Here is a 19253-nt window from a genome sequence, read left to right on the forward strand (position 1 = left end):
CATAAGCAGAGGCGTGACAGGGGACACAGAGGCTGTATATTAAGTGATAGATAGGAGAAAAGATGTTTAAAGCATTTTTAATAAAATACGGAGAAATAGGAATCAAGGGTAAGAACCGTTATTTATTTGAAGACGCACTGGTAAAACAAATCCGCCATGCGTTAAAAGAAGTAGAAGGTGAGTTTTACGTTCATAAGGAACAGGGAAGAATCTATGTAGACTGCCTGAGCGTATTTGACTTTGAAGAGACAGTGGAAGCGCTGCAGAGGGTTTTTGGAATCGTAGGAATCTGCCCGGTTGTTAAGGTAGACGATGATGGGTTCGACAGCCTGGCAAGTAATGTGATTGATTATATGTCACAGGTGCACCCGGATAACAATCAGACCTTTAAAGTAAATGCCAGAAGAGCAAGAAAGAACTATCCGATGACATCTATGGAATTAAATTGCGACCTGGGTGAACGGATTCTGGAAGCATTTGACGGCATGAAAGTAGATGTGCATAAACCGGAAATTCTGTTGAATGTGGAAATTCGTGAAAAAATCTATATTTATTCTAAAATCATACCGGGACCGGGAGGAATGCCGGTAGGTACAAACGGGAAAGCAATGCTGCTTTTATCCGGTGGAATCGACAGTCCGGTTGCAGGATATATGATTTCCAAAAGAGGCGTAAAGATCGATGCTGTATATTTCCACGCTCCGCCTTATACAAGCGAACGTGCCAAACAAAAGGTGGTAGATCTGGCAAAACTGGTATCCAGGTACTCCGGACCCATTAATCTGCATGTAGTAAACTTTACGGATATCCAGCTGTATATCTATGACAAGTGCCCTCATGAGGAACTGACTATTATTATGCGCCGCTATATGATGCGTATTGCAGAGCATTTTGCAAAAGAGACCGGCTGTCTTGGTCTTATTACAGGGGAGAGCATCGGTCAGGTAGCAAGCCAGACTATGCAGAGCCTTGCAGCCACTAATGAGGTTTGTACCCTTCCGGTTTTCCGTCCGGTAATCGGCTTTGACAAACAGGAAATAGTCGATGTTTCCCTGAAAATCGGGACATATGAGACATCCATTCTTCCATTTGAAGACTGCTGTACCATTTTCGTTGCAAAACATCCGGTTACGAAACCGAATATTAATATAATCAAACGTTCAGAAGTCAGTCTGGAAGAGAAGATAGAAGAATTAATGAAAACTGCAATTGAAACAACAGAAACAATCTGGGTGGAATAACATATATTCCGGAGCCTGTTTGAAAATCCGTTGCACAAAATCAGGCAATCGTACCTGGTGCAGGCATTTTTAAACAGGCTCTAAGATTTGAAGAACAGAAAGGTTTTTGAATTAAAAAAAGACAAATCGAAATCGATTTGCCTTTGCATTCCATTTAATATTATGTTATTAATTAGATGATGTATGGTTTTAATGCAGCTAAAATGCTGTCAACATCATCTTCAGCATGGATATTTAAGTCGATCGGTTTAGATAAATCTAAACTGAAGATACCCATGATAGATTTTGCATCGATTACGTATCTTCCTGATACGAGATCAAAATCATAATCAAATTTTGTAATATCATTTACAAATGATTTTACTTTATCGATGGAATTTAAAGAAATCTGTACTGTCTTCATTGGAAAAACCTCCCTTGTATTTTTGTTTCTTATATCTTACATTTTGTGGTAACAAAAGTCAATGCGAAAACTCACAAAGTTGGGAAGAGTTATTCGTCAAAAGTTATAAAATTGTACAATTTGTTTGTTGATTTTACGAAAGATTTACGAAAAGTATTTAATTGCATACAATTGTAAAGTATATCTATGAGAAAGGTGTTAACATGAATCAAAAAACAGTAGCGCTGCATAATCTGGGATGCAAAGTAAATGCATATGAAACCGAAGCGATGCAGCAGATTTTACAGGAAAATGGTTATAAAATAGTTCCCTTTGAGCCGGGAGCCGATATCTATATCATTAATACATGCACGGTAACAAATATTGCGGATCGCAAGTCCAGACAGATGCTCCACAAAGCTAAAAAGATGAATCCGGGTGCAATTGTAGTGGCTGCCGGATGTTATGTACAGGCATCGAAAGAAGAACTGAAAAAAGACGATGCGATCGATATTGTAATTGGAAATAATAAGAAAAAAGATCTGGTTTCTATCCTGAAAGCTTATGAAATAAATCAGGATGAAGAAGAAGCAATTATCGATGTCAACCATACATCAGAGTATGAAAACCTGACGATTTCCAGAACGGCGGAGCACACCAGGGCATATATAAAGGTGCAGGATGGATGCAACCAGTTCTGCAGCTATTGTATCATACCCTATGCCAGAGGCAGAGTGCGCAGCAGGGGTACTGAAGATGTAAAAAACGAGGTTGCAAATCTTGCAAAAGCAGGATATCAGGAAGTGGTTCTGACCGGTATTCATTTAAGTTCTTACGGTATAGATCTGGGATCAGACTTATTGGAACTGATTGTAACGGTTCATCAGATAGAGGGAATTCAGAGAATCCGTCTGGGGTCCTTAGAGCCTCGTATTATTACAGAAGAATTTGCGAAAAAATTAAGCTCTTTGGAAAAGATCTGTCCGCATTTCCACCTGTCATTACAGAGCGGATGTGATGAGACTTTAAAAAGAATGAACCGACGTTATGATACCAGAGAATTTGAAGAAAAATGCATAATTTTGCGAAAATATTTTGATCAGCCGGCGCTGACCACAGATGTAATTGTTGGTTTTCCAGGTGAGACAGAGGAAGAATTTCACACAACAAAAGAGTTCTTAAAAAGAATCCGTTTTTTTGAAACACACATCTTTAAATATTCCAGGCGTAAGGGTACGAAAGCTGCAGTTATGGAAAACCAGATAGATGAAAATATAAAAAATATCCGCAGCCAGGAACTGATCAGGTTAAACGAAGAAAACCAAACGGCATATGAAGAAAGCTTTCTGGGGAAAGAATCTGAGATTCTTTTTGAAGAAAAAATAAGTGTGGAAGAAAAAGATTATTTTATAGGACATACGCGGGAATATATTAAGGCAGCATGCCCTGCAGATGCTGATTATTCCAATTGTCTGATGAAAAAGAGATTGCAGGGAAGACTGAAAAATCATCTGCTATTATGTGAAAATTAGGAAAATTTACGGGAATAAAAGAAGCAGTTGAGAAACTTTTTTGAAAAATGGGATTGTAATTTTCCTTTATTTATATTAGAATGAATGTAAAGTTTAATTAAGGGCGTGATAAAATGGGAAAGATTAGTAATACACAATATTTTAACGTAAACTCAGACGCAGAGATCCGGGTAAAGGACGTACTGGATACCGTTTATAATGCAATGACTGAAAAAGGCTATAATCCTGTGAATCAGATTGTAGGCTATATTATGTCAGGTGATCCAACATATATCACCAGTCATAACAATGCCAGAAGCATGATTATGAAAGTTGAACGGGACGAGCTTGTCGAAGAGTTATTAAAAGAGTATATCAAGAATAAGGCATGGCAGTAGCGGCACTATGAGAACAATGGGATTGGACTTTGGCTCCAAAACAGTAGGTGTGGCTATCAGCGATGCTTTGGGAATTACCGCCCAGGGGATTGAAATTGTACGAAGAACGTCCGAAAATAAGCTTCGTCAGACCCTGGCAAGAATAGAAACATTGATACAGGAATATGAAGTTGGAAAGCTGGTGCTCGGCTTTCCGAAAAATATGAATAACACAATTGGTGACAGGGCTGAAAAGTCTTTGGCATTTAAAGAAATGCTGGAGAGAAGGACAGGTCTGGAAGTTGTCATGTGGGATGAAAGGCTTACAACCGTAGAAGCGAACCGTACTTTAATGGAAAGCAATGTGCGAAGAGAAGACCGTAAAAAGTATGTGGATCAACTTGCGGCTGTGTATATCCTGCAGGGCTATTTAGACAGTGAGGGAATGAGGTTAAAATAATAATGGAAAAAATTAAATTTACTTTTGCAGACACAGAAGAGGCTGCAGAGTTTTTTGTGTTGGAACAAACACGTATAAATGGTATGAATTATATTCTGGTTACCGAATCCGATGATGAAGAAGAAGATGCGGAAGCATTTATATTAAAAGATTTGTCAGCAGACGGAGAACAGGAAGCACTTTATGAGATCGTAGAAGATGACGAAGAATTGGAAGCAGTATCTAAGATTTTCGGTGAGATGCTGGAAGATGTTGATATCACTTTGTAAAGAAATATGCAGGTATGGGCTGCGTATATAAGTATAGATAAAAATAAAACAAGTAGGCAAAGGAGGTCTAATTGATTGAAAAATATTAATAACTCAAAATTGAAAATCATTCCGCTCGGTGGTTTGGAACAGATCGGAATGAACATTACTGCCTTTGAATTTGAAGACAGTATTATTGTTGTGGATTGCGGATTGTCATTTCCGGAAGACGACATGCTGGGAATTGACCTGGTAATCCCCGATATCACTTATCTGAAGAACAATATTCAGAAAGTAAAGGGATTTGTGATTACCCATGGACACGAGGATCATATTGGTGCTCTTCCATATGTTCTTAAGGAGATCAATGTTCCGATTTATGCAACTAAGCTGACAATTGGAATCATTGATAACAAATTAAAGGAACACAATTTACTGAAGACGACAAAGCGAAAGGTGATTAAGCATGGACAGGCCATTAACCTGGGAGCTTTTCGTATCGAATTTATCAAGACAAATCACAGTATCGCAGACGCTTCCGCCCTGGCTATTTATTCACCAGCAGGAACCGTGGTGCATACAGGAGATTTTAAAGTAGATTATACACCGGTATTTGGAGATGCAATTGATTTACAGCGATTCGGAGAAATTGGAAAGAAGGGCGTTCTGGCCCTGATGTGTGACAGTACAAACGCGGAAAGACCGGGCTTTACCATGTCTGAACGGACAGTTGGTAAAACTTTTGACAATATATTTGCAGAGCATAAAAATACGAGAATTATTATTGCGACGTTTGCATCGAATGTAGACAGAGTTCAGCAGATTATTAATTCGGCATATAAATACGGAAGAAAAGTAGTAGTAGAAGGAAGAAGTATGGTAAGTATCATCACCATTGCTTCCGAGTTAGGATATATCAGCATACCGGAACATACATTAATTGATCTGGAACAGATGAAAAATTATCCGGATGAGCAGATGGTGTTAATTACTACCGGAAGTCAGGGAGAATCTATGGCTGCGCTGTCCAGAATGGCATACGACATGCACCGTAAGATCAGCATTAAGCCGGGGGATACGGTTATCTTCAGTTCCAACCCGATTCCGGGAAATGAGAAGGCGGTTTCTAAAGTTATTAATGAATTATCCATGAAGGGTGCTGATGTTATTTTCCAGGATGCACACGTATCCGGACATGCCTGCCAGGAAGAGATTAAATTGATTTATTCCCTGGTACGTCCGAAATATGCAATACCCGTTCACGGCGAATACCGCCATTTGAAAGCACAGGCTGGAATTGCAGGCAATCTTGGTATTTCTAAAGAGAACATTTTTATTTTATCTTCCGGAGATGTATTGGAACTGGACGACAAACAGGCAAAAGTAGTTGATAAGGTACAGACAGGAGCAATTCTGGTAGACGGACTTGGTGTAGGAGACGTGGGGAACATTGTTCTTCGTGACAGACAGCACCTTGCGGAAGACGGAATTCTGATTGTGGTACTGACGCTTGAAAAATACAGTAACCAGCTGCTTGCGGGTCCCGATATTGTTTCCAGGGGATTTGTATATGTCAGAGAGTCAGAGATTCTTATGGAAGAGGCAAGGCGGGTAGTAGAGGAATCTTTAGACCATTGTTCGGATAAGAATATTACGGACTGGGGCAAAATTAAAAGCTCAATCAAAGATTCACTGAGTGATTATCTCTGGAAAAAGACAAAGCGTAACCCGATGATATTGCCAATTATTATGGAAGTATAAGGATTGATAGAAATGGACAAGGTGACAGCGTGCTTAGAAGCTCTGGTGGAAGCGGTGCAGGAATGTACGGCGTACAGAGACTTTGAGAAGGCGAAAATCAGACTGAAAGATAACCCGGAATTAAAGGCACAAATTGATGAATTTCGTAAGAAGAATTTTGAAATGCAGAGTTTGAAAGAAGATAAAGATCTGTTTCAGGAGCTTCAGAAGATTCAGAAAGATTATGCGGAGTTTCGGAAAAATCCTCTGGTGGAGGACTATCTAAAGTCAGAGCTGCGTGTCTGTAAGATGCTCCAGAAGATCGATCAGGATATAATGAATGTGATTGAAATGGACATAGACGACTTTGCCGGTGAGCTCAACTTATAGGAGGCCGTAGTTTGAAAGAAGATCGCTTTCAAATTACTAATTAAGGAATAGTGCAAGCTGGCTTGTGCTGTTCAGGAGGATATATATGAATGCCAAAAAAGTAGTGTTATCCATAACGATGACCTGTGTAAAAATGGTAATCCTTATTTTAATTGTATATGCGCTATTTGTCTTTGGCAGACATGCTTACGATTTTGGTTTTCAGGTCTTTGCAGGGGAGACAGTATCAGATCCTCCCGGAAAAGAAGTGGCGGTTACCATAACAGATGATATGTCAGTTATGGAGGTCGGCGAACTGTTGGAAAGCAAAGGGCTGATAAAAGATGCAAAAGTTTTCTGGGTACAGGAAAAATTGTCAAAGTACAGTGGTAAATTAAAAAAAGGTAACTATATTCTGACGACGGCGCAGGATGCGGATGGGATGCTGGAAGAGCTGGCTCAGGAAACAGAAGCACAGACGGAAGAATAGGATGGAACAGCAGTGATTGTAGATGAAAGAATGGTAACCTATATCAACTCTCTGGATGTGGGAAATACGCCTTTTTTAGATGAATTGGAGAGACAGGCATGTGAAGATTATGTGCCGATTATCCGCCGGGAGATGCAGAGCTTTTTAAAAGTACTTCTGACGGTCCACCGTCCGAAGAAGATTCTGGAGGTTGGGACAGCAGTGGGTTTTTCTACTCTGCTGATGAGTGAATATACAGGGGAAGACTGTCATATTACAACCATTGAAAAATATGAAAAAAGGATTCCCATTGCACGGGAAAATTTCAAAAAAGCAGGTCGGGAAGACCGGATTACCCTTTTAGAGGGGGATGCCATGGAAATTTTAAAAGAGCTGCAGGGCAGCTTCGACTTTATTTTTATGGATGCTGCTAAGGGGCAGTATATTCATTTCCTGCCGGAAGTATTAAGGCTTCTGGGAACGGGAGGCATACTGGTATCGGACAATGTCCTCCAGGACGGTGATATCATAGAGTCCCGGTTTGCAGTAGAACGCAGGAACAGGACGATTTATAAAAGAATGAGAGACTACCTCTATGAATTGAAACATAACGAACAGCTTCTGACGACAATTATTCCAATTGGAGACGGGGCGACGGTGAGTATAAAGCGAGAGCGTGCCTGAAAAATATTTTCACCAATCGGCACATCTCTACACAAACTGGACCGTACATCTTGATATAAGCAATTATCAAACACGATCAGGGACGGAGGGATAACTTCCGTCCCTGTTTATGCAGAGCAAAAGAAAGGATAGAAGGTTGAAAGAAAATTATGATTTAGAAAGGATGCCACAGTGTGATTCTTTCAACCTGTTTTATTGTGGCAGTATTGCAGGCAAGCCTGCAATATGCAATTGGGTATAAACATGAGAAAACCAGAATTACTGATACCGGCAAGCAGCCTGGAGGTATTAAAAACAGCAGTTATATTTGGGGCGGATGCCGTATATATCGGCGGAGAAGCTTTCGGACTGAGGGCAAAAGCCAAGAATTTTTCTATGGAAGATATGAAGGCCGGAATTGCATTCGCGCATCAGTATGGCGTTAAAGTATACGTGACGGCTAATATTCTTGCCCATAACCTTGATTTAGACGGGGTAGAGGAGTATTTTAAGGAACTGCGGCAAATTGGTCCGGATGCCCTGATTATTGCGGATCCGGGAGTTTTTATGATCGCAAAAAGAGTATGCCCGGAAATCGAACGCCATATCAGTACCCAGGCAAACAATACGAATTACGCAACCTACCTCTTCTGGCATGAGCTGGGGGCAAAGCGGGTAGTGACAGCCAGAGAATTATCTTTGGAGGAAATCAGGGAAATCAGAGCGCATATACCGGAAGAGATGGAAATCGAAACTTTTGTACATGGTGCCATGTGTATTTCTTATTCCGGAAGATGCCTTCTGAGCAATTATTTTACCGGCAGGGATGCCAACCGGGGGGCCTGCACGCATCCATGCCGATGGAAATATTCTATTGTGGAAGAGACAAGGCCCGGAGAATACATGCCTGTTTATGAAAATGAACGGGGAACCTATATATTTAATTCCAAGGATCTCTGTATGATTGAGCATGTGCCGGAATTGATGGAATCGGGCATAGACAGTTTCAAAATTGAAGGAAGAATGAAAACGGCCCTTTACGTGGCAACCGTTGCCAGGACATACCGCAAAGCAATTGATGATTATGCCATTGATCCGAAACGCTATGAACAGAATATGCCATGGTATAAAGAGCAGATTTCCAATTGCACATACCGGCAGTTTACAACGGGATTTTTCTTTGGAAAACCGGACGAAACGACGCAGATTTATGACAGCAATACCTACATGAAAGAATATACCTATCTTGGAATAGTAGGCGAATGTAATGCAGACGGGCTGTACAGAATAGAACAGCGCAATAAATTTTCGGTTGGCGAAGAAATTGAAGTTATGAAACCAAACGGAGACAACCTGAACGTAACGGTGAAACAGATTCTGGATGAGGATGGAAATCCCCAGGAAAGCGCACCCCACCCGAAGCAGGTACTCTGGATTGACCTTGGGACAGCCATGGATCCGTATGATATTTTAAGAAGAGCAGAATAAAGGACAACCAAAAATAAATGGGAAAGGCACTAATAAGAGATTTGTAACATACAATGTTATAAATCCGCTTTGAGGTGCTTTTTTTGAAGACATTTCCCAAGCCGCTTACTGCCGAAGAAGAAAAGCTGTTTCTTCAAAAATACAAGGAGGGCGACCTGGACGCAAAGAGGATTCTAATCGAACGTAACCTGAGATTGGTAGCCCACGTCGCCAAAAAATATCAAAGGCCGGAAGAAGATTCGGAAGATCTGATTTCCATAGGAACCATTGGCCTTATAAAAGCAGTGACTACCTTCGATCATAGTAAAAACAATCGTTTAGCCACTTATGCCGCCAGGTGTATTGAAAATGAACTCCTCATGATGCTAAGGATGCGTAAAAAAACTTCCAAGGAAGTCTCTCTCTACGAGCCAATCGGAATGGACAAAGAGGGAAATGAAATCAGCCTTCTGGACATTATTGAAAGCAATAATGTGGATGTGATTGAAACCATGGAGTTAGAAGAAAATACAAAAAAATTGTATGAAATCTTCAAAGTATATTTGAATGACAGAGAACAAAAAGTACTGGCTCTCCGGTATGGGCTCTTTGGTGCAAAAGAGACAACACAGCGGGAGATCGCAAAAGCCCTCGGCATATCCAGGTCTTACGTTTCCAGGATTGAAAAAAATGCTTTAAAAAAATTGCGGGAAGGCTTCTGATATAAAAATGAAAGCCTTTATCCAGATATATGCAAGAAGCAGGAATTGTGCTATAATGCCAAAAAGGCAGCTGTATGGGACGGCATCAGGCAGCTGAAAATGAACCAGAGAGGAAGATGAGGATTATGCTATATTTGTTTTCGGAGGAAATACTTGCCGCAACAGGAAAAGAAAAACGGCAGCAGCAGAGTAAAATCGGATATCAGCTGCTGGCATTTGGATTGAGAGATGAATATGGAATAGATAAGCTTCCCGATATTGGAAAAAGAGAGCATGGGAAGCCATACCTTCCTGATTATCCCCATATCCACTTTAATGTAAGCCATTGTCAGAATGGGATAGTGTGCGGTATCCATGAGAAAGAGATAGGCGTGGATATAGAAAAACTGCTGGTGTATAAAGAAAATATCGTAAAACGGATCAGTCATGAAAATGAATGGAAGCTGTTTGGTCATGTACCGGATGAAGAAAAAAACCGTATTTTTGGCAGGATCTGGGTATCGAAAGAAAGTTATCTAAAACAGCAGGGAACCGGTATCAACAGGGATTTGAGAAGTCTGGATTTTTCTGCATGCACACGGGACGCATTTTTTCAATATGGCTGCCGGTTTCAGATCCGGCAGATGGAAAATTGTAACATTGCGGTGTGCAGTGAAAAGGAAATATGCGGCATCCGGGTGTTAGGGGCGTCGGACCTTCAAAATATTTAGCAGGGTCTGGCGTTTGCATTTTTATTTTATTTATATCTGAAAAAATATTTGCAATTTTATGTAAACCAGTGTATACTGGATAAAACTGCTTTAGGTTTTCAAACATGCTCAAGAGCAGCATTCTTTTCTTCAAAATTCTTTTGAAGGATTTTCCAACAACTTATCTAATTGAATAAAGGAGGTAGCAGATTGTTTAGCACAGTTATGTCTGCAGTTATTTACGGCGTAGAAAGCAGGCTGGTCCGTGTAGAGGCGGATGTCAGTGACGGGCTGCCTATGTTTACTATGGTGGGATATCTGTCATCCCAAGTAAAAGAGGCACAGGAGCGGGTGAGGACTTCCATCCGAAATGCCGGGATTCGTATTGTTCCCAAACGGATTACCGTTAATCTGGCACCGGCTGATTTAAAGAAAAACGGATCGGGATTTGATTTGCCTGTTGCAATCGCCATATTGGGCTCATACGGCTTTATTTCCCAAAAGACTATGACGAATGTACTGGTCGTGGGTGAACTCAGCTTAAATGGGGAAATAAATGCCATACCGGGGGTTTTATCCATCGTATCACTGGCTCAGAAAATGGGATTTAGCAAATGTATCATTCCAAAAAAGAACCTGACAGAAGGTTCTGTCATTAAAGGAATCAGTGTCATCGGTGTAGATAACCTGGGACAAGCCATGGATTATCTCAATGGGACTGCCAAAATTGAACCGGGTTACGTGGATGTGGAAGCACTGTTTGCTGAGCCATACGGACAGCAAAAGGAGGATTTCAGTGATATTAACGGTCAGGAGGCAGTAAAGCGTGCAGCGGAGGTAGCAGCAGCGGGTATGCACAATCTGCTTTTGATCGGTCCGCCTGGCTCCGGAAAGTCTATGCTTGCCAGGCGCCTTCCAACCATTCTGCCGCCATTAACACTGCCGGAAAGTCTTGAAATATCAAAGGTCTACAGCGTTGCAGGAATTCTTCCTGCCACATCTCCTCTGCTTCATCTTCGGCCCTATCGGTCACCTCACCACACAATAACTCCCAAAGCCCTGATCGGAGGCGGATTGAATCCCAAACCCGGAGAAATCAGCCTAGCACATAATGGAATTCTCTTTCTGGATGAACTTCCTGAATTTAAAAAAGAAACACTTGAGGTTTTGCGCCAGCCTATGGAAGACCACCAGGTATGCATTAACAGAATGGGAGGCAGTTACCTCTTTCCGGCAAAGTTTCTCTTTGCGGCGGCAATGAATCCCTGCCGGTGCGGACACTACCCGGATATCAACAAGTGCACCTGTACAGAAAATGAAGTGCGCCAATATCTGGGAAGAATCAGTGCACCGCTGCTGGACCGGATGGATATCGCCATAGAAGCTCCGGCAGTTTCATACAGGGATCTGGCACAAAAAAAGAAAAATGAAAGTTCCGAAATAATCCGGAAAAGAGTTGAGATAGCGCAAAAAGTTCAGCTTGCGCGTTATGAAGGAACACCTTTTCGTTTTAACTCTGACTTAACAGAAAGAGGAATTCAGACGTTCTGCCGGCTTGGTAAGCAGGAAGCATCATTGATGAAACTGGCATTTGAACGGTTTGAATTGAGCGCAAGAGCCTATCACCGGATTATTAAGGTAGCCAGAACCATTGCAGATATGGATGGTTCCGAAATTATTAAAGCAGAGCATATAAGTGAAGCAATCTGCTACCGGAGTATTGATAAAAAATTTTGGGAGGTATGAAAGGAGACGGAAATGGAAGAATACTGGTATTGGATTTGTGGTATAAAAGGAATATACAGAAACCAGATAAGTCGTTTGACAGACTATTTTGGAGACCCCAGGCACTTGTTCTTTGCGAGAGAAAAAGAAATAAACGGACTGGTTTTTCTAAATGAGGCAGAAAAGAAGGTTCTGATTCAGGCTAAAAATAACACAGATATTGACAAAGAATATCATAATAGAAGAAAAAAGGGAATAGACTTTATCAGCATTGGACATCCGGCGTATCCGGAGCGTTTAAAAAAAATTCCGGACCCGCCTTTTGGACTTTTTTTAAAAGGAAAACTGCCACGGGAAGAAACGTACTCGGCGGCGATTATAGGAGCCAGGCGCTGCAGCGGATATGGCAGACAGATGGCGGAGGAAATTGGGAAAAAACTGGCAGCCCGGGGCATTCAGATCATTAGCGGTATGGCGCTTGGCGTGGATGGATTTGGGCAGCAGGGGGCATTAGAGGCAGGGGGCAGCAGTTTTGGGATTCTTGGCAGCGGTGTGGATATCTGCTATCCAAAAAGAAATCGGGATTTATATGACCGTCTGACCCGGCAGGGCGGTATTCTGTCTGAATATCCGCCGGGAACCCAGCCATTGCCGATTCATTTTCCAATGCGCAACCGGATCATCAGCGGGCTGTCTGATGTGGTGATTGTAGTTGAGGCAAAAGTAAAAAGCGGTTCACTTATTACAGCCGACTGTGCGTTGGAACAGGGGCGTGAAGTCTATGTTGTTCCCGGAAGAATGAATGATGAATTAAGTAAGGGAAGTAATCTTCTGATTGCCCAGGGAGCCGGTATTATTACAGGGGTTGACGACCTCTTAAAAGAACTGGGGCAGGAGAGGGAAAAAGAAAGTAAAAACAAAAAAAGTAAGATAACACTTGAAACAAAAGAAAATTTGGTGTATAGTTGTCTGGATTTCAACTCTAAAAGCCTGAATCAGATTTTAAACGCTACAAATCTACAGGTTAAGGAGCTGACGGGAGTACTTATATCCCTGCAATTAAAGGGATTGGTGAAGGAATCGGCAAAGAATTTTTATGAAAAAATATAGAGGTTTTATCTCGTGGAGGAATATATGGCGAAATATCTGGTGATTGTAGAATCTCCTACTAAAGTAAAGACAATTAAAAAATTCCTGGGGGCAAATTATGAAGTGGCGGCATCAAACGGACATGTCCGTGATCTGCCAAAGAGCCAGATGGGAATCGATGTAGAACATGGCTATGAGCCTAAATACATCACAATTCGTGGTAAAGGAGATATCCTGGCAGGACTTCGAAAAGCTGCCAAGAAAGCGGATAAAGTGTATCTCGCAACTGACCCTGACCGCGAAGGAGAAGCAATATCCTGGCATCTGTCAAAGGCTTTGAAGCTGGAAGAAGATAAGATGTACCGGATTACATTTAATGAAATAACAAAAAACGCTGTTAAGACATCTCTTAAGAGCGCAAGAGATATTGATATGGACCTGGTGGACGCTCAGCAGGCAAGAAGAATGCTGGACCGTATGGTTGGTTACCGCATCAGCCCTCTTTTATGGGCGAAGGTAAAACGTGGATTAAGTGCCGGAAGGGTTCAGTCTGTTGCACTGCGTATTATTGGTGACAGGGAAGATGAGATCAATGCATTTATTCCGGAAGAGTACTGGACACTGGAAGCAGATTTTGCGGTAAAGGGTGAGAAAAAGCCTTTACGGGCGAAGTTCTATGGCACAGACAAGAAAAAAATGCAGATTACATCCAAAGAGGAACTGGATATTATTCTGTCAGATCTGGAAAATGCAAGCTATGAAGTATCGGATATTAAAAAAGGGGAGCGTATAAAAAAAGCACCGCTTCCATTTACAACCAGTACCCTGCAGCAGGAAGCATCTAAAGTGCTGAACTTTTCTACACAGAAGACGATGCGTCTGGCTCAGCAGCTCTATGAAGGAATTGAGATTCAGGGAAATGGAACAGTAGGTCTGATCACCTATCTGCGTACCGATTCTACCCGTATTTCGGAAGAAGCAGATGCTCAGGCCAGAGGTTATATAGAACAGGAATATGGAAAAGAGTATGTTTCTTCCATAGTAGAGGAAAAGAAGAAAAACGGTAAGAAGATTCAGGATGCCCATGAAGCAATCCGTCCCAGTGATATTATTAGGACTCCTATATCCATGAAAGAGTCCCTGTCAAGAGATCAATATCGTCTTTATCAGCTGATCTGGAAACGTTTTGCAGCGAGCCGTATGGAAAATGCCCGCTATGAGACCACATCCGTTAAGATTGCAGCAGGCGAATACCGTTTTACCGTAGCGGCATCTAAGCTGTTATTTGATGGTTTCCTGGCAGTTTACACAGACAGTGATGAAGAAGAAACTGGCGGAAATGTCCTTCTGAAAGGGATTTCCAAAGATTCGCAATTATCTTTAAAAGAATTTGATTATAAACAGCATTTTACACAGCCTCCTGCACATTATACAGAGGCAACCCTTGTTAAATCCTTAGAGGAGCTGGGGATTGGACGTCCAAGTACCTATGCGCCAACCATTACCACCATATTGGGACGCCGGTATGTTGCTAAGGAAAACAAGAATCTGTACATGACGGAGCTTGGCGAAGTCGTGAACAATATGATGAAGCAGGCATTCCCAAGTATCGTTGATGTAAACTTTACGGCAAATCTGGAATCCCTTTTGGATAAAGTGGAGGAAGGGGTTGTAAATTGGAAAACAGTTGTCAGCAATTTTTATCCTGATCTGGAAATGGCAGTAGAAGCAGCAGAGAAGGAATTAGAGCAGGTTAAGATCGAAGATGAAGTAACTGATGTAATTTGTGAGGAATGCGGGCGCAACATGGTTGTTAAATATGGACCTCATGGAAGATTTCTGGCATGCCCGGGATTCCCTGACTGCAGAAATACCAAACCATATCTGGAGAAGATTGGCGTGGCCTGTCCGAAATGTGGAAAAGAAGTCGTTCTTCGTAAAACGAAAAAGGGAAGAAAATACTTCGGATGTGAAGATAATCCGGAATGTGATTTCATGTCCTGGCAGAAACCTTCCAAAGAAAAGTGTCCGAATTGCGGCGGTGTAATGCTTGAAAAAGGAAATAAACTGGTCTGCGCAGATGAACAGTGCGGATATGTTGAGGATAAATCGAAACAAAATGAGGCAAAATAGAAAAAGGATGCTCTTGAAAACAGGGCATTCTTTTTCTATCGTCTGAATTATTTGCAGTTGTTGTGAAAAATAATTGATTATCACAAGAAACCGATTGATTTTCAGAAAATTATATGATAAAATATGTATTATCGTGAAACAGTATGTAGAATAGAAACAATGGAAGATAGGAGGCTAAATATGAGTGTACAATTGTTAGATAAAACAAGGAAAATCAACAAGCTATTGCATAACAATAATTCCAGTAAGGTCGTTTTTAATGATATATGCACGGTGCTGACAGAAATATTGGAATCCAATATTCTGGTTATCAGTAAAAAAGGAAAAGTTCTGGGTGTCAGTCTTTGTGATGGTGTCGAAGAAATCAAGGAGTTGATTGTTGATAAAGTAGGCGGACATATAGACAACATGCTTAATGAAAGATTATTAGGTATACTGTCCACAAAAGAAAATGTAAATCTGGAAACCCTGGGCTTTGTTGGAGAGGATATCAAAAACTACCGTGCAATCATAAATCCTATTGATATTGCAGGTGAACGCCTTGGAACTGTTTTTATGTACAAGTTTGATACCCAGTATGAGATTGATGATATTATCCTGAGTGAATACGGCACTACCGTTGTAGGATTGGAAATGATGCGCTCAGTTAATGAAGAAAGTGCAGAAGAGAGCAGAAAGATACAAATTGTAAAATCTGCAATCAGCACCTTATCTTTCTCAGAACTTGAGGCAATTACCCACATATTTGAAGAACTGGACGGAACAGAAGGCATTCTGGTAGCAAGTAAGATTGCAGACCGGGTTGGAATTACCAGATCCGTAATCGTTAATGCCCTGCGTAAGTTCGAAAGCGCCGGAGTAATCGAATCCAGATCCTCAGGAATGAAAGGAACTTATATTAAAGTTATCAATGATTATATCTTTGAAGAACTGGAAGAATTAAGAGCGCAGAAAACAAAATAGTTGTTTATACCTGGTATATGGAACCTGTCCTGACTGATTAAAAGTTTGGGGAAGGGAATGTACCAGGTTTTTTTATGCCTGTCTATGTATGGGAACTCAAAATAGTAAGTAACAATAATTGTATTTACGAATATAATGTTTTATACCTAATTTGGTATAAATTTTGAGTTTGAGAAAGATCATAGGAGGTCTTGGTATGAGTGAAATAAAAGAATTGATTTGTGATTGTGATTGTGATCGTCATTGTGATTGCTGTTGTGATAAATCTCGTGACTGCGAATGTAAATTATTCTGCAAATGTGAAAAACGTAAAAATATTAGACCAAACAGAACTACAATTAAATGCGGTACTCCAGGGTCAGTTACACTTCCATTGGCAACAATTGCAGGCACAGCTTATACGGTAGCAACCGTAAATGTAGATACAAGAGGATTTGAGAATCCATGTATCAAATTTGAGTTTGCCAGCAATATCAATACAACGGCTGCAATTATTTCCCTGAATTTCCAGGTATTTAAACAGTGTAAAGGCCAGTTGACTCCGATTCCTGTAGGACCAACATGGGTATTTTCACGCCTTGTAGCAATTACAGACAGTAATACGTTCACATTCTTCGTTTGTGACTGTGATATTTGTGATGAAGAATGCTGCACTTATAGTGTAGTAGCTACTGTTGCAGGCGTTGCAACTGTAGGCGTAACTGCAATTAATAATGCAACATTATCAGCAATTGTTGTTGATAACTCCTCTTGCGGATGTTAACAGAACTGTAAATGAAGAGTTAGGAATATACCGGTGGTATAGTCTTAAGTCTTGTTGACCTGGCAGCAGGTCAATTAGCATAAAAATGTTTGCATAGATAGAGTATCTGAGAAATATTCTATCTATGCACATTTTATTAAGGAGCTGTAGCCTATGTATAATGGATTGTTTTACTCTCAGAGACGTGGAAATAGTCAGCCTAACAGAGGGATGAGAACAAATGCCAATACAAGGGCAATGCAACAGCCATGCTGCAATAACCGGTCGTATGCGCAGAATAACTTTAATGGGAAAAAAAATACATTCTCCAATTGTGAGGAAGATTGCAGAGAAAATGATAAAGAAAAATGCAAAGAAAAATGCAATGATGAATGCAAAGATAACTGTCAGGATGAGCAATCGCCCGACTGTACAGATGTGTTTTGCAAGGCTTCTTCTTTCGGAGGTATGATCTTACCGGAAGGAATAGAAAAAGGAACTGCATATAATGTAGTCTCTGTTAATTTAAACACGGCAGAATGCCGGCATTTTAATACGGAACTGAGCTTTTCCTGTAATATTTTAAGTATGAATGCAAGAACCAGGCTGAAGTTTCAGATTTTCAAGCAGGAAAAAAACCAAATGATGCCGCTGCCTCTGAGTTCGGGTTGTTCTTATTTTAGAAATGACATGGTAACGGAAAGCAATGTAGTTACATTTTCCGCAATAGATTGTGATTCTTATAGTACACCGTGGATCAATTACAGTGTCTTTATTGAGATTATGGGACAGCAGACAGTAGGATCAGTGATGATTACCAACCCGGTCCTGATAGCAATTGTTGCTGATAGTAAAAAAAGAAATATTGTAGAAGGAGATATAAATGGCCAGGCAGATTAATAATATAGTTGAAAATGCTACAATAGATATTGATGGCGGAACCATGAAATGGGATAACCATATGGTTCAATTATCGTATACAGCACATCTGTGGAAAGGTACATTAACGGAAGAAAAATTACCGGTACTTTATGTATTATTAGGCATCTTTATTTCACTCGCAAGTTACCGGCTTATCTGCACGATTCTTATGCTTACCGTACTTGTTATAGGCACATCGGCATGGATGGTCTGGTTTCACAACGTTAAAAACCGTAAAGGCGTTCATTTGGGGCTGATTAGCGGAGAAATATATAGTTTTTATTCTGAGAACAGCTTATTTAACAGTAAAATCTATGAGTTATTAATTCGTCTTATTGCAGAGAATGATGATACAACGATTTATCATATAGAGTTATCAGGTGAAGGGAAGATCATGGAAGAATTAAAAGTGAAAGAAACCGTGGAAGCAGAAGAGATAGCGGAGCCTCCCCATAAATTGAGTATACCACACGAAAACAAAGGCCCACTGGTAACAGAACTCAATCAGCTGCTTTCTAACTGTGAACATAAAAATGAGATGAACGAAGAAAATATTAAATTAATAGAAAATACCATCCAGGTAGCAGAGGTAAACGACAGAGAAAAAATGAAAAAGTCTTTTGAGCAGTTTATTATTTCGGGGCTGATTAACGACTGCAATGATCTGGGTCTGGATACGCTGATAAATGAGATTAAAAGCTGTGTTTATTAATATGGGGAATTTTCGTACCGGTTAGAGGTGTGGCATGTTTATGAAATGTCACACCTTATGTTATTTTACGGAAATTTGTCCTGGAGTGGTTACCAGAAATAAAGGAATCATATATTTTATAAAAAAAATATAAAAACATAAAAAGTAAGAAAATAAGAGTATATAAGAGAAAATAAAAGTTAGAAAGAGATTAAAAGTATATAGAACGAAATCGTACAGTTGCACAAATGGAGTAATTTAACTAATATATGACTAACGGTTAGCACTCAATCAAAGCGAGTGCTAGTAAAAGAAAATTTAAATTATTTAAGGAGGAATATAGAATGAAATTAGTACCATTAGGCGACAGAGTCGTATTGAAACAGTTTGAAGCTGAAGAAACAACAAAATCAGGAATTATCCTGGCCGGAAAAACTCAGGAAAAACCACAGGAAGCAGAAGTAGTTGCTGTAGGACCTGGCGGAAATATTGATGGTAAAGAAGTTACCATGCAGGTTAAAGTTGGAGATAAGGTTATCTACTCCAAATACGCAGGCAACGAAGTGAAATTAGAAGACGAAGAATTTATCATTGTAAAACAAAATGACATTTTAGCAATCGTAGAATAATACGTGGGAAATTTCAAGGAGG

The 19253-nt window shown here is 40.4% G+C and carries 21 protein-coding genes; 20 read left to right on the forward strand and 1 reads right to left on the reverse strand.

The features are described from left to right. Window positions 1–62 precede the first annotated feature (62 nt). On the forward strand, window positions 63–1241 hold the full coding sequence (gene thiI / locus CD03_RS0131400; RefSeq protein ID WP_027297008.1) for a tRNA uracil 4-sulfurtransferase ThiI: 1179 nt from the start codon (window positions 63–65) through the stop codon (window positions 1239–1241). 172 nt (window positions 1242–1413) lie between these two features. Here thiI and CD03_RS0131405 read toward each other — a convergent pair whose 3' ends face one another. After that, the gene (locus CD03_RS0131405) at window positions 1414–1644 is read right to left on the reverse strand and encodes an HPr family phosphocarrier protein (protein WP_027297009.1); all 231 of its coding nucleotides are present in this window, start codon (window positions 1642–1644) and stop codon (window positions 1414–1416) included. A 203-nt stretch (window positions 1645–1847) separates the two neighbouring features. Here CD03_RS0131405 and mtaB point away from each other — a divergent pair, with 203 nt between their 5' ends. The 19 genes from mtaB (at window position 1848) to CD03_RS0131500 (ending at window position 19231) form a co-directional block, all read left to right on the forward strand. Beyond that, on the forward strand, window positions 1848–3155 hold the full coding sequence (mtaB, locus tag CD03_RS0131410; RefSeq protein ID WP_027297010.1) for a tRNA (N(6)-L-threonylcarbamoyladenosine(37)-C(2))-methylthiotransferase MtaB: 1308 nt from the start codon (window positions 1848–1850) through the stop codon (window positions 3153–3155). 113 nt (window positions 3156–3268) lie between these two features. Next, entirely contained in the window at window positions 3269–3532 is a 264-nt protein-coding gene (locus tag CD03_RS0131415; protein WP_027297011.1) for an IreB family regulatory phosphoprotein, read from the forward strand. Window positions 3533–3539: 7 nt separating this feature from the next. Next, a complete protein-coding gene (gene ruvX, locus CD03_RS0131420) occupies window positions 3540–3971 on the forward strand; it encodes a Holliday junction resolvase RuvX (protein ID WP_027297012.1) in 432 nt (143 codons plus the stop codon). A gap of 2 nt (window positions 3972–3973) precedes the next feature. Continuing rightward, window positions 3974–4240 carry a DUF1292 domain-containing protein gene (locus CD03_RS0131425; RefSeq protein ID WP_027297013.1) on the forward strand — a complete coding sequence of 89 codons (267 nt, stop codon included), beginning with the start codon at window positions 3974–3976 and terminating at the stop codon, window positions 4238–4240. A 75-nt stretch (window positions 4241–4315) separates the two neighbouring features. Further along, on the forward strand, window positions 4316–5980 hold the full coding sequence (locus CD03_RS0131430; RefSeq protein WP_027297014.1) for a ribonuclease J: 1665 nt from the start codon (window positions 4316–4318) through the stop codon (window positions 5978–5980). 12 nt (window positions 5981–5992) lie between these two features. After that, window positions 5993–6349 (forward strand): YlbF family regulator, encoded by a 357-nt coding sequence (locus tag CD03_RS0131435; protein ID WP_027297015.1) that lies wholly within the window; start codon window positions 5993–5995, stop codon window positions 6347–6349. Between the two features lie 85 nt (window positions 6350–6434). Beyond that, on the forward strand, window positions 6435–6818 hold the full coding sequence (locus tag CD03_RS35495; RefSeq protein ID WP_044289796.1) for an endolytic transglycosylase MltG: 384 nt from the start codon (window positions 6435–6437) through the stop codon (window positions 6816–6818). 12 nt (window positions 6819–6830) lie between these two features. Continuing rightward, window positions 6831–7481, forward strand: coding sequence for an O-methyltransferase (locus CD03_RS0131445; RefSeq protein WP_027297016.1), 651 nt, complete (start codon window positions 6831–6833; stop codon window positions 7479–7481). Window positions 7482–7724: 243 nt separating this feature from the next. Then, window positions 7725–8948 carry a peptidase U32 family protein gene (locus tag CD03_RS0131450; RefSeq protein ID WP_027297017.1) on the forward strand — a complete coding sequence of 408 codons (1224 nt, stop codon included), beginning with the start codon at window positions 7725–7727 and terminating at the stop codon, window positions 8946–8948. A gap of 83 nt (window positions 8949–9031) precedes the next feature. Then, window positions 9032–9649: an RNA polymerase sporulation sigma factor SigK gene (gene sigK / locus CD03_RS0131455; RefSeq protein ID WP_027297018.1), complete on the forward strand. Its 618-nt coding sequence runs from the start codon at window positions 9032–9034 to the stop codon at window positions 9647–9649. Window positions 9650–9723: 74 nt separating this feature from the next. Continuing rightward, entirely contained in the window at window positions 9724–10359 is a 636-nt protein-coding gene (locus CD03_RS36670) for a 4'-phosphopantetheinyl transferase family protein (protein ID WP_052378067.1), read from the forward strand. Between the two features lie 189 nt (window positions 10360–10548). Next, window positions 10549–12084: a YifB family Mg chelatase-like AAA ATPase gene (locus CD03_RS0131465; RefSeq protein ID WP_027297019.1), complete on the forward strand. Its 1536-nt coding sequence runs from the start codon at window positions 10549–10551 to the stop codon at window positions 12082–12084. Window positions 12085–12096: 12 nt separating this feature from the next. After that, window positions 12097–13173, forward strand: a complete 1077-nt coding sequence (dprA, locus tag CD03_RS0131470) for a DNA-processing protein DprA (protein WP_027297020.1) — start codon at window positions 12097–12099, stop codon at window positions 13171–13173. A 24-nt stretch (window positions 13174–13197) separates the two neighbouring features. After that, window positions 13198–15285 (forward strand): type I DNA topoisomerase, encoded by a 2088-nt coding sequence (topA, locus tag CD03_RS0131475; RefSeq protein WP_027297021.1) that lies wholly within the window; start codon window positions 13198–13200, stop codon window positions 15283–15285. A gap of 180 nt (window positions 15286–15465) precedes the next feature. Further along, window positions 15466–16248 carry a GTP-sensing pleiotropic transcriptional regulator CodY gene (codY, locus tag CD03_RS0131480; protein ID WP_027297022.1) on the forward strand — a complete coding sequence of 261 codons (783 nt, stop codon included), beginning with the start codon at window positions 15466–15468 and terminating at the stop codon, window positions 16246–16248. Window positions 16249–16444: 196 nt separating this feature from the next. Continuing rightward, window positions 16445–17011: a DUF4489 domain-containing protein gene (locus CD03_RS0131485; RefSeq protein WP_044289797.1), complete on the forward strand. Its 567-nt coding sequence runs from the start codon at window positions 16445–16447 to the stop codon at window positions 17009–17011. 153 nt (window positions 17012–17164) lie between these two features. Beyond that, window positions 17165–17890 carry a DUF4489 domain-containing protein gene (locus CD03_RS37555; protein WP_052378068.1) on the forward strand — a complete coding sequence of 242 codons (726 nt, stop codon included), beginning with the start codon at window positions 17165–17167 and terminating at the stop codon, window positions 17888–17890. Continuing rightward, on the forward strand, window positions 17874–18623 hold the full coding sequence (locus CD03_RS0131495) for a hypothetical protein (RefSeq protein ID WP_027297024.1): 750 nt from the start codon (window positions 17874–17876) through the stop codon (window positions 18621–18623). Before CD03_RS37555 ends, CD03_RS0131495 begins: the two co-directional genes overlap by 17 nt. A gap of 323 nt (window positions 18624–18946) precedes the next feature. After that, window positions 18947–19231 (forward strand): co-chaperone GroES, encoded by a 285-nt coding sequence (locus CD03_RS0131500; RefSeq protein ID WP_027297025.1) that lies wholly within the window; start codon window positions 18947–18949, stop codon window positions 19229–19231. Window positions 19232–19253: the final 22 nt, after the last annotated feature.

Source organism: Robinsoniella sp. KNHs210, assembly GCF_000686105.1.
Lineage (GTDB): Bacteria > Bacillota > Clostridia > Lachnospirales > Lachnospiraceae > Robinsoniella > Robinsoniella peoriensis.

What these genes read in the sequence shown, in the direction of transcription:
- CD03_RS35495 (WP_044289796.1), top strand. Translation starts at nt 6,435, where the DNA reads ATGAATGCCAAAAAAGTAGTGTTATCCATAACGATGACCTGTGTAAAA.
- dprA (WP_027297020.1), top strand. Translation starts at nt 12,097, where the DNA reads ATGGAAGAATACTGGTATTGGATTTGTGGTATAAAAGGAATATACAGA.
- CD03_RS0131500 (WP_027297025.1), top strand. Translation starts at nt 18,947, where the DNA reads ATGAAATTAGTACCATTAGGCGACAGAGTCGTATTGAAACAGTTTGAA.
- CD03_RS37555 (WP_052378068.1), top strand. Translation starts at nt 17,165, where the DNA reads ATGTATAATGGATTGTTTTACTCTCAGAGACGTGGAAATAGTCAGCCT.
- thiI (WP_027297008.1), top strand. Translation starts at nt 63, where the DNA reads ATGTTTAAAGCATTTTTAATAAAATACGGAGAAATAGGAATCAAGGGT.
- mtaB (WP_027297010.1), top strand. Translation starts at nt 1,848, where the DNA reads ATGAATCAAAAAACAGTAGCGCTGCATAATCTGGGATGCAAAGTAAAT.
- CD03_RS36670 (WP_052378067.1), top strand. Translation starts at nt 9,724, where the DNA reads ATGGGACGGCATCAGGCAGCTGAAAATGAACCAGAGAGGAAGATGAGG.
- CD03_RS0131485 (WP_044289797.1), top strand. Translation starts at nt 16,445, where the DNA reads ATGAGTGAAATAAAAGAATTGATTTGTGATTGTGATTGTGATCGTCAT.
- codY (WP_027297022.1), top strand. Translation starts at nt 15,466, where the DNA reads ATGAGTGTACAATTGTTAGATAAAACAAGGAAAATCAACAAGCTATTG.
- ruvX (WP_027297012.1), top strand. Translation starts at nt 3,540, where the DNA reads ATGAGAACAATGGGATTGGACTTTGGCTCCAAAACAGTAGGTGTGGCT.
- topA (WP_027297021.1), top strand. Translation starts at nt 13,198, where the DNA reads ATGGCGAAATATCTGGTGATTGTAGAATCTCCTACTAAAGTAAAGACA.
- CD03_RS0131435 (WP_027297015.1), top strand. Translation starts at nt 5,993, where the DNA reads ATGGACAAGGTGACAGCGTGCTTAGAAGCTCTGGTGGAAGCGGTGCAG.
- CD03_RS0131425 (WP_027297013.1), top strand. Translation starts at nt 3,974, where the DNA reads ATGGAAAAAATTAAATTTACTTTTGCAGACACAGAAGAGGCTGCAGAG.
- CD03_RS0131415 (WP_027297011.1), top strand. Translation starts at nt 3,269, where the DNA reads ATGGGAAAGATTAGTAATACACAATATTTTAACGTAAACTCAGACGCA.
- CD03_RS0131405 (WP_027297009.1), bottom strand. Translation starts at nt 1,644, where the DNA reads ATGAAGACAGTACAGATTTCTTTAAATTCCATCGATAAAGTAAAATCA.
- CD03_RS0131450 (WP_027297017.1), top strand. Translation starts at nt 7,725, where the DNA reads ATGAGAAAACCAGAATTACTGATACCGGCAAGCAGCCTGGAGGTATTA.
- CD03_RS0131495 (WP_027297024.1), top strand. Translation starts at nt 17,874, where the DNA reads ATGGCCAGGCAGATTAATAATATAGTTGAAAATGCTACAATAGATATT.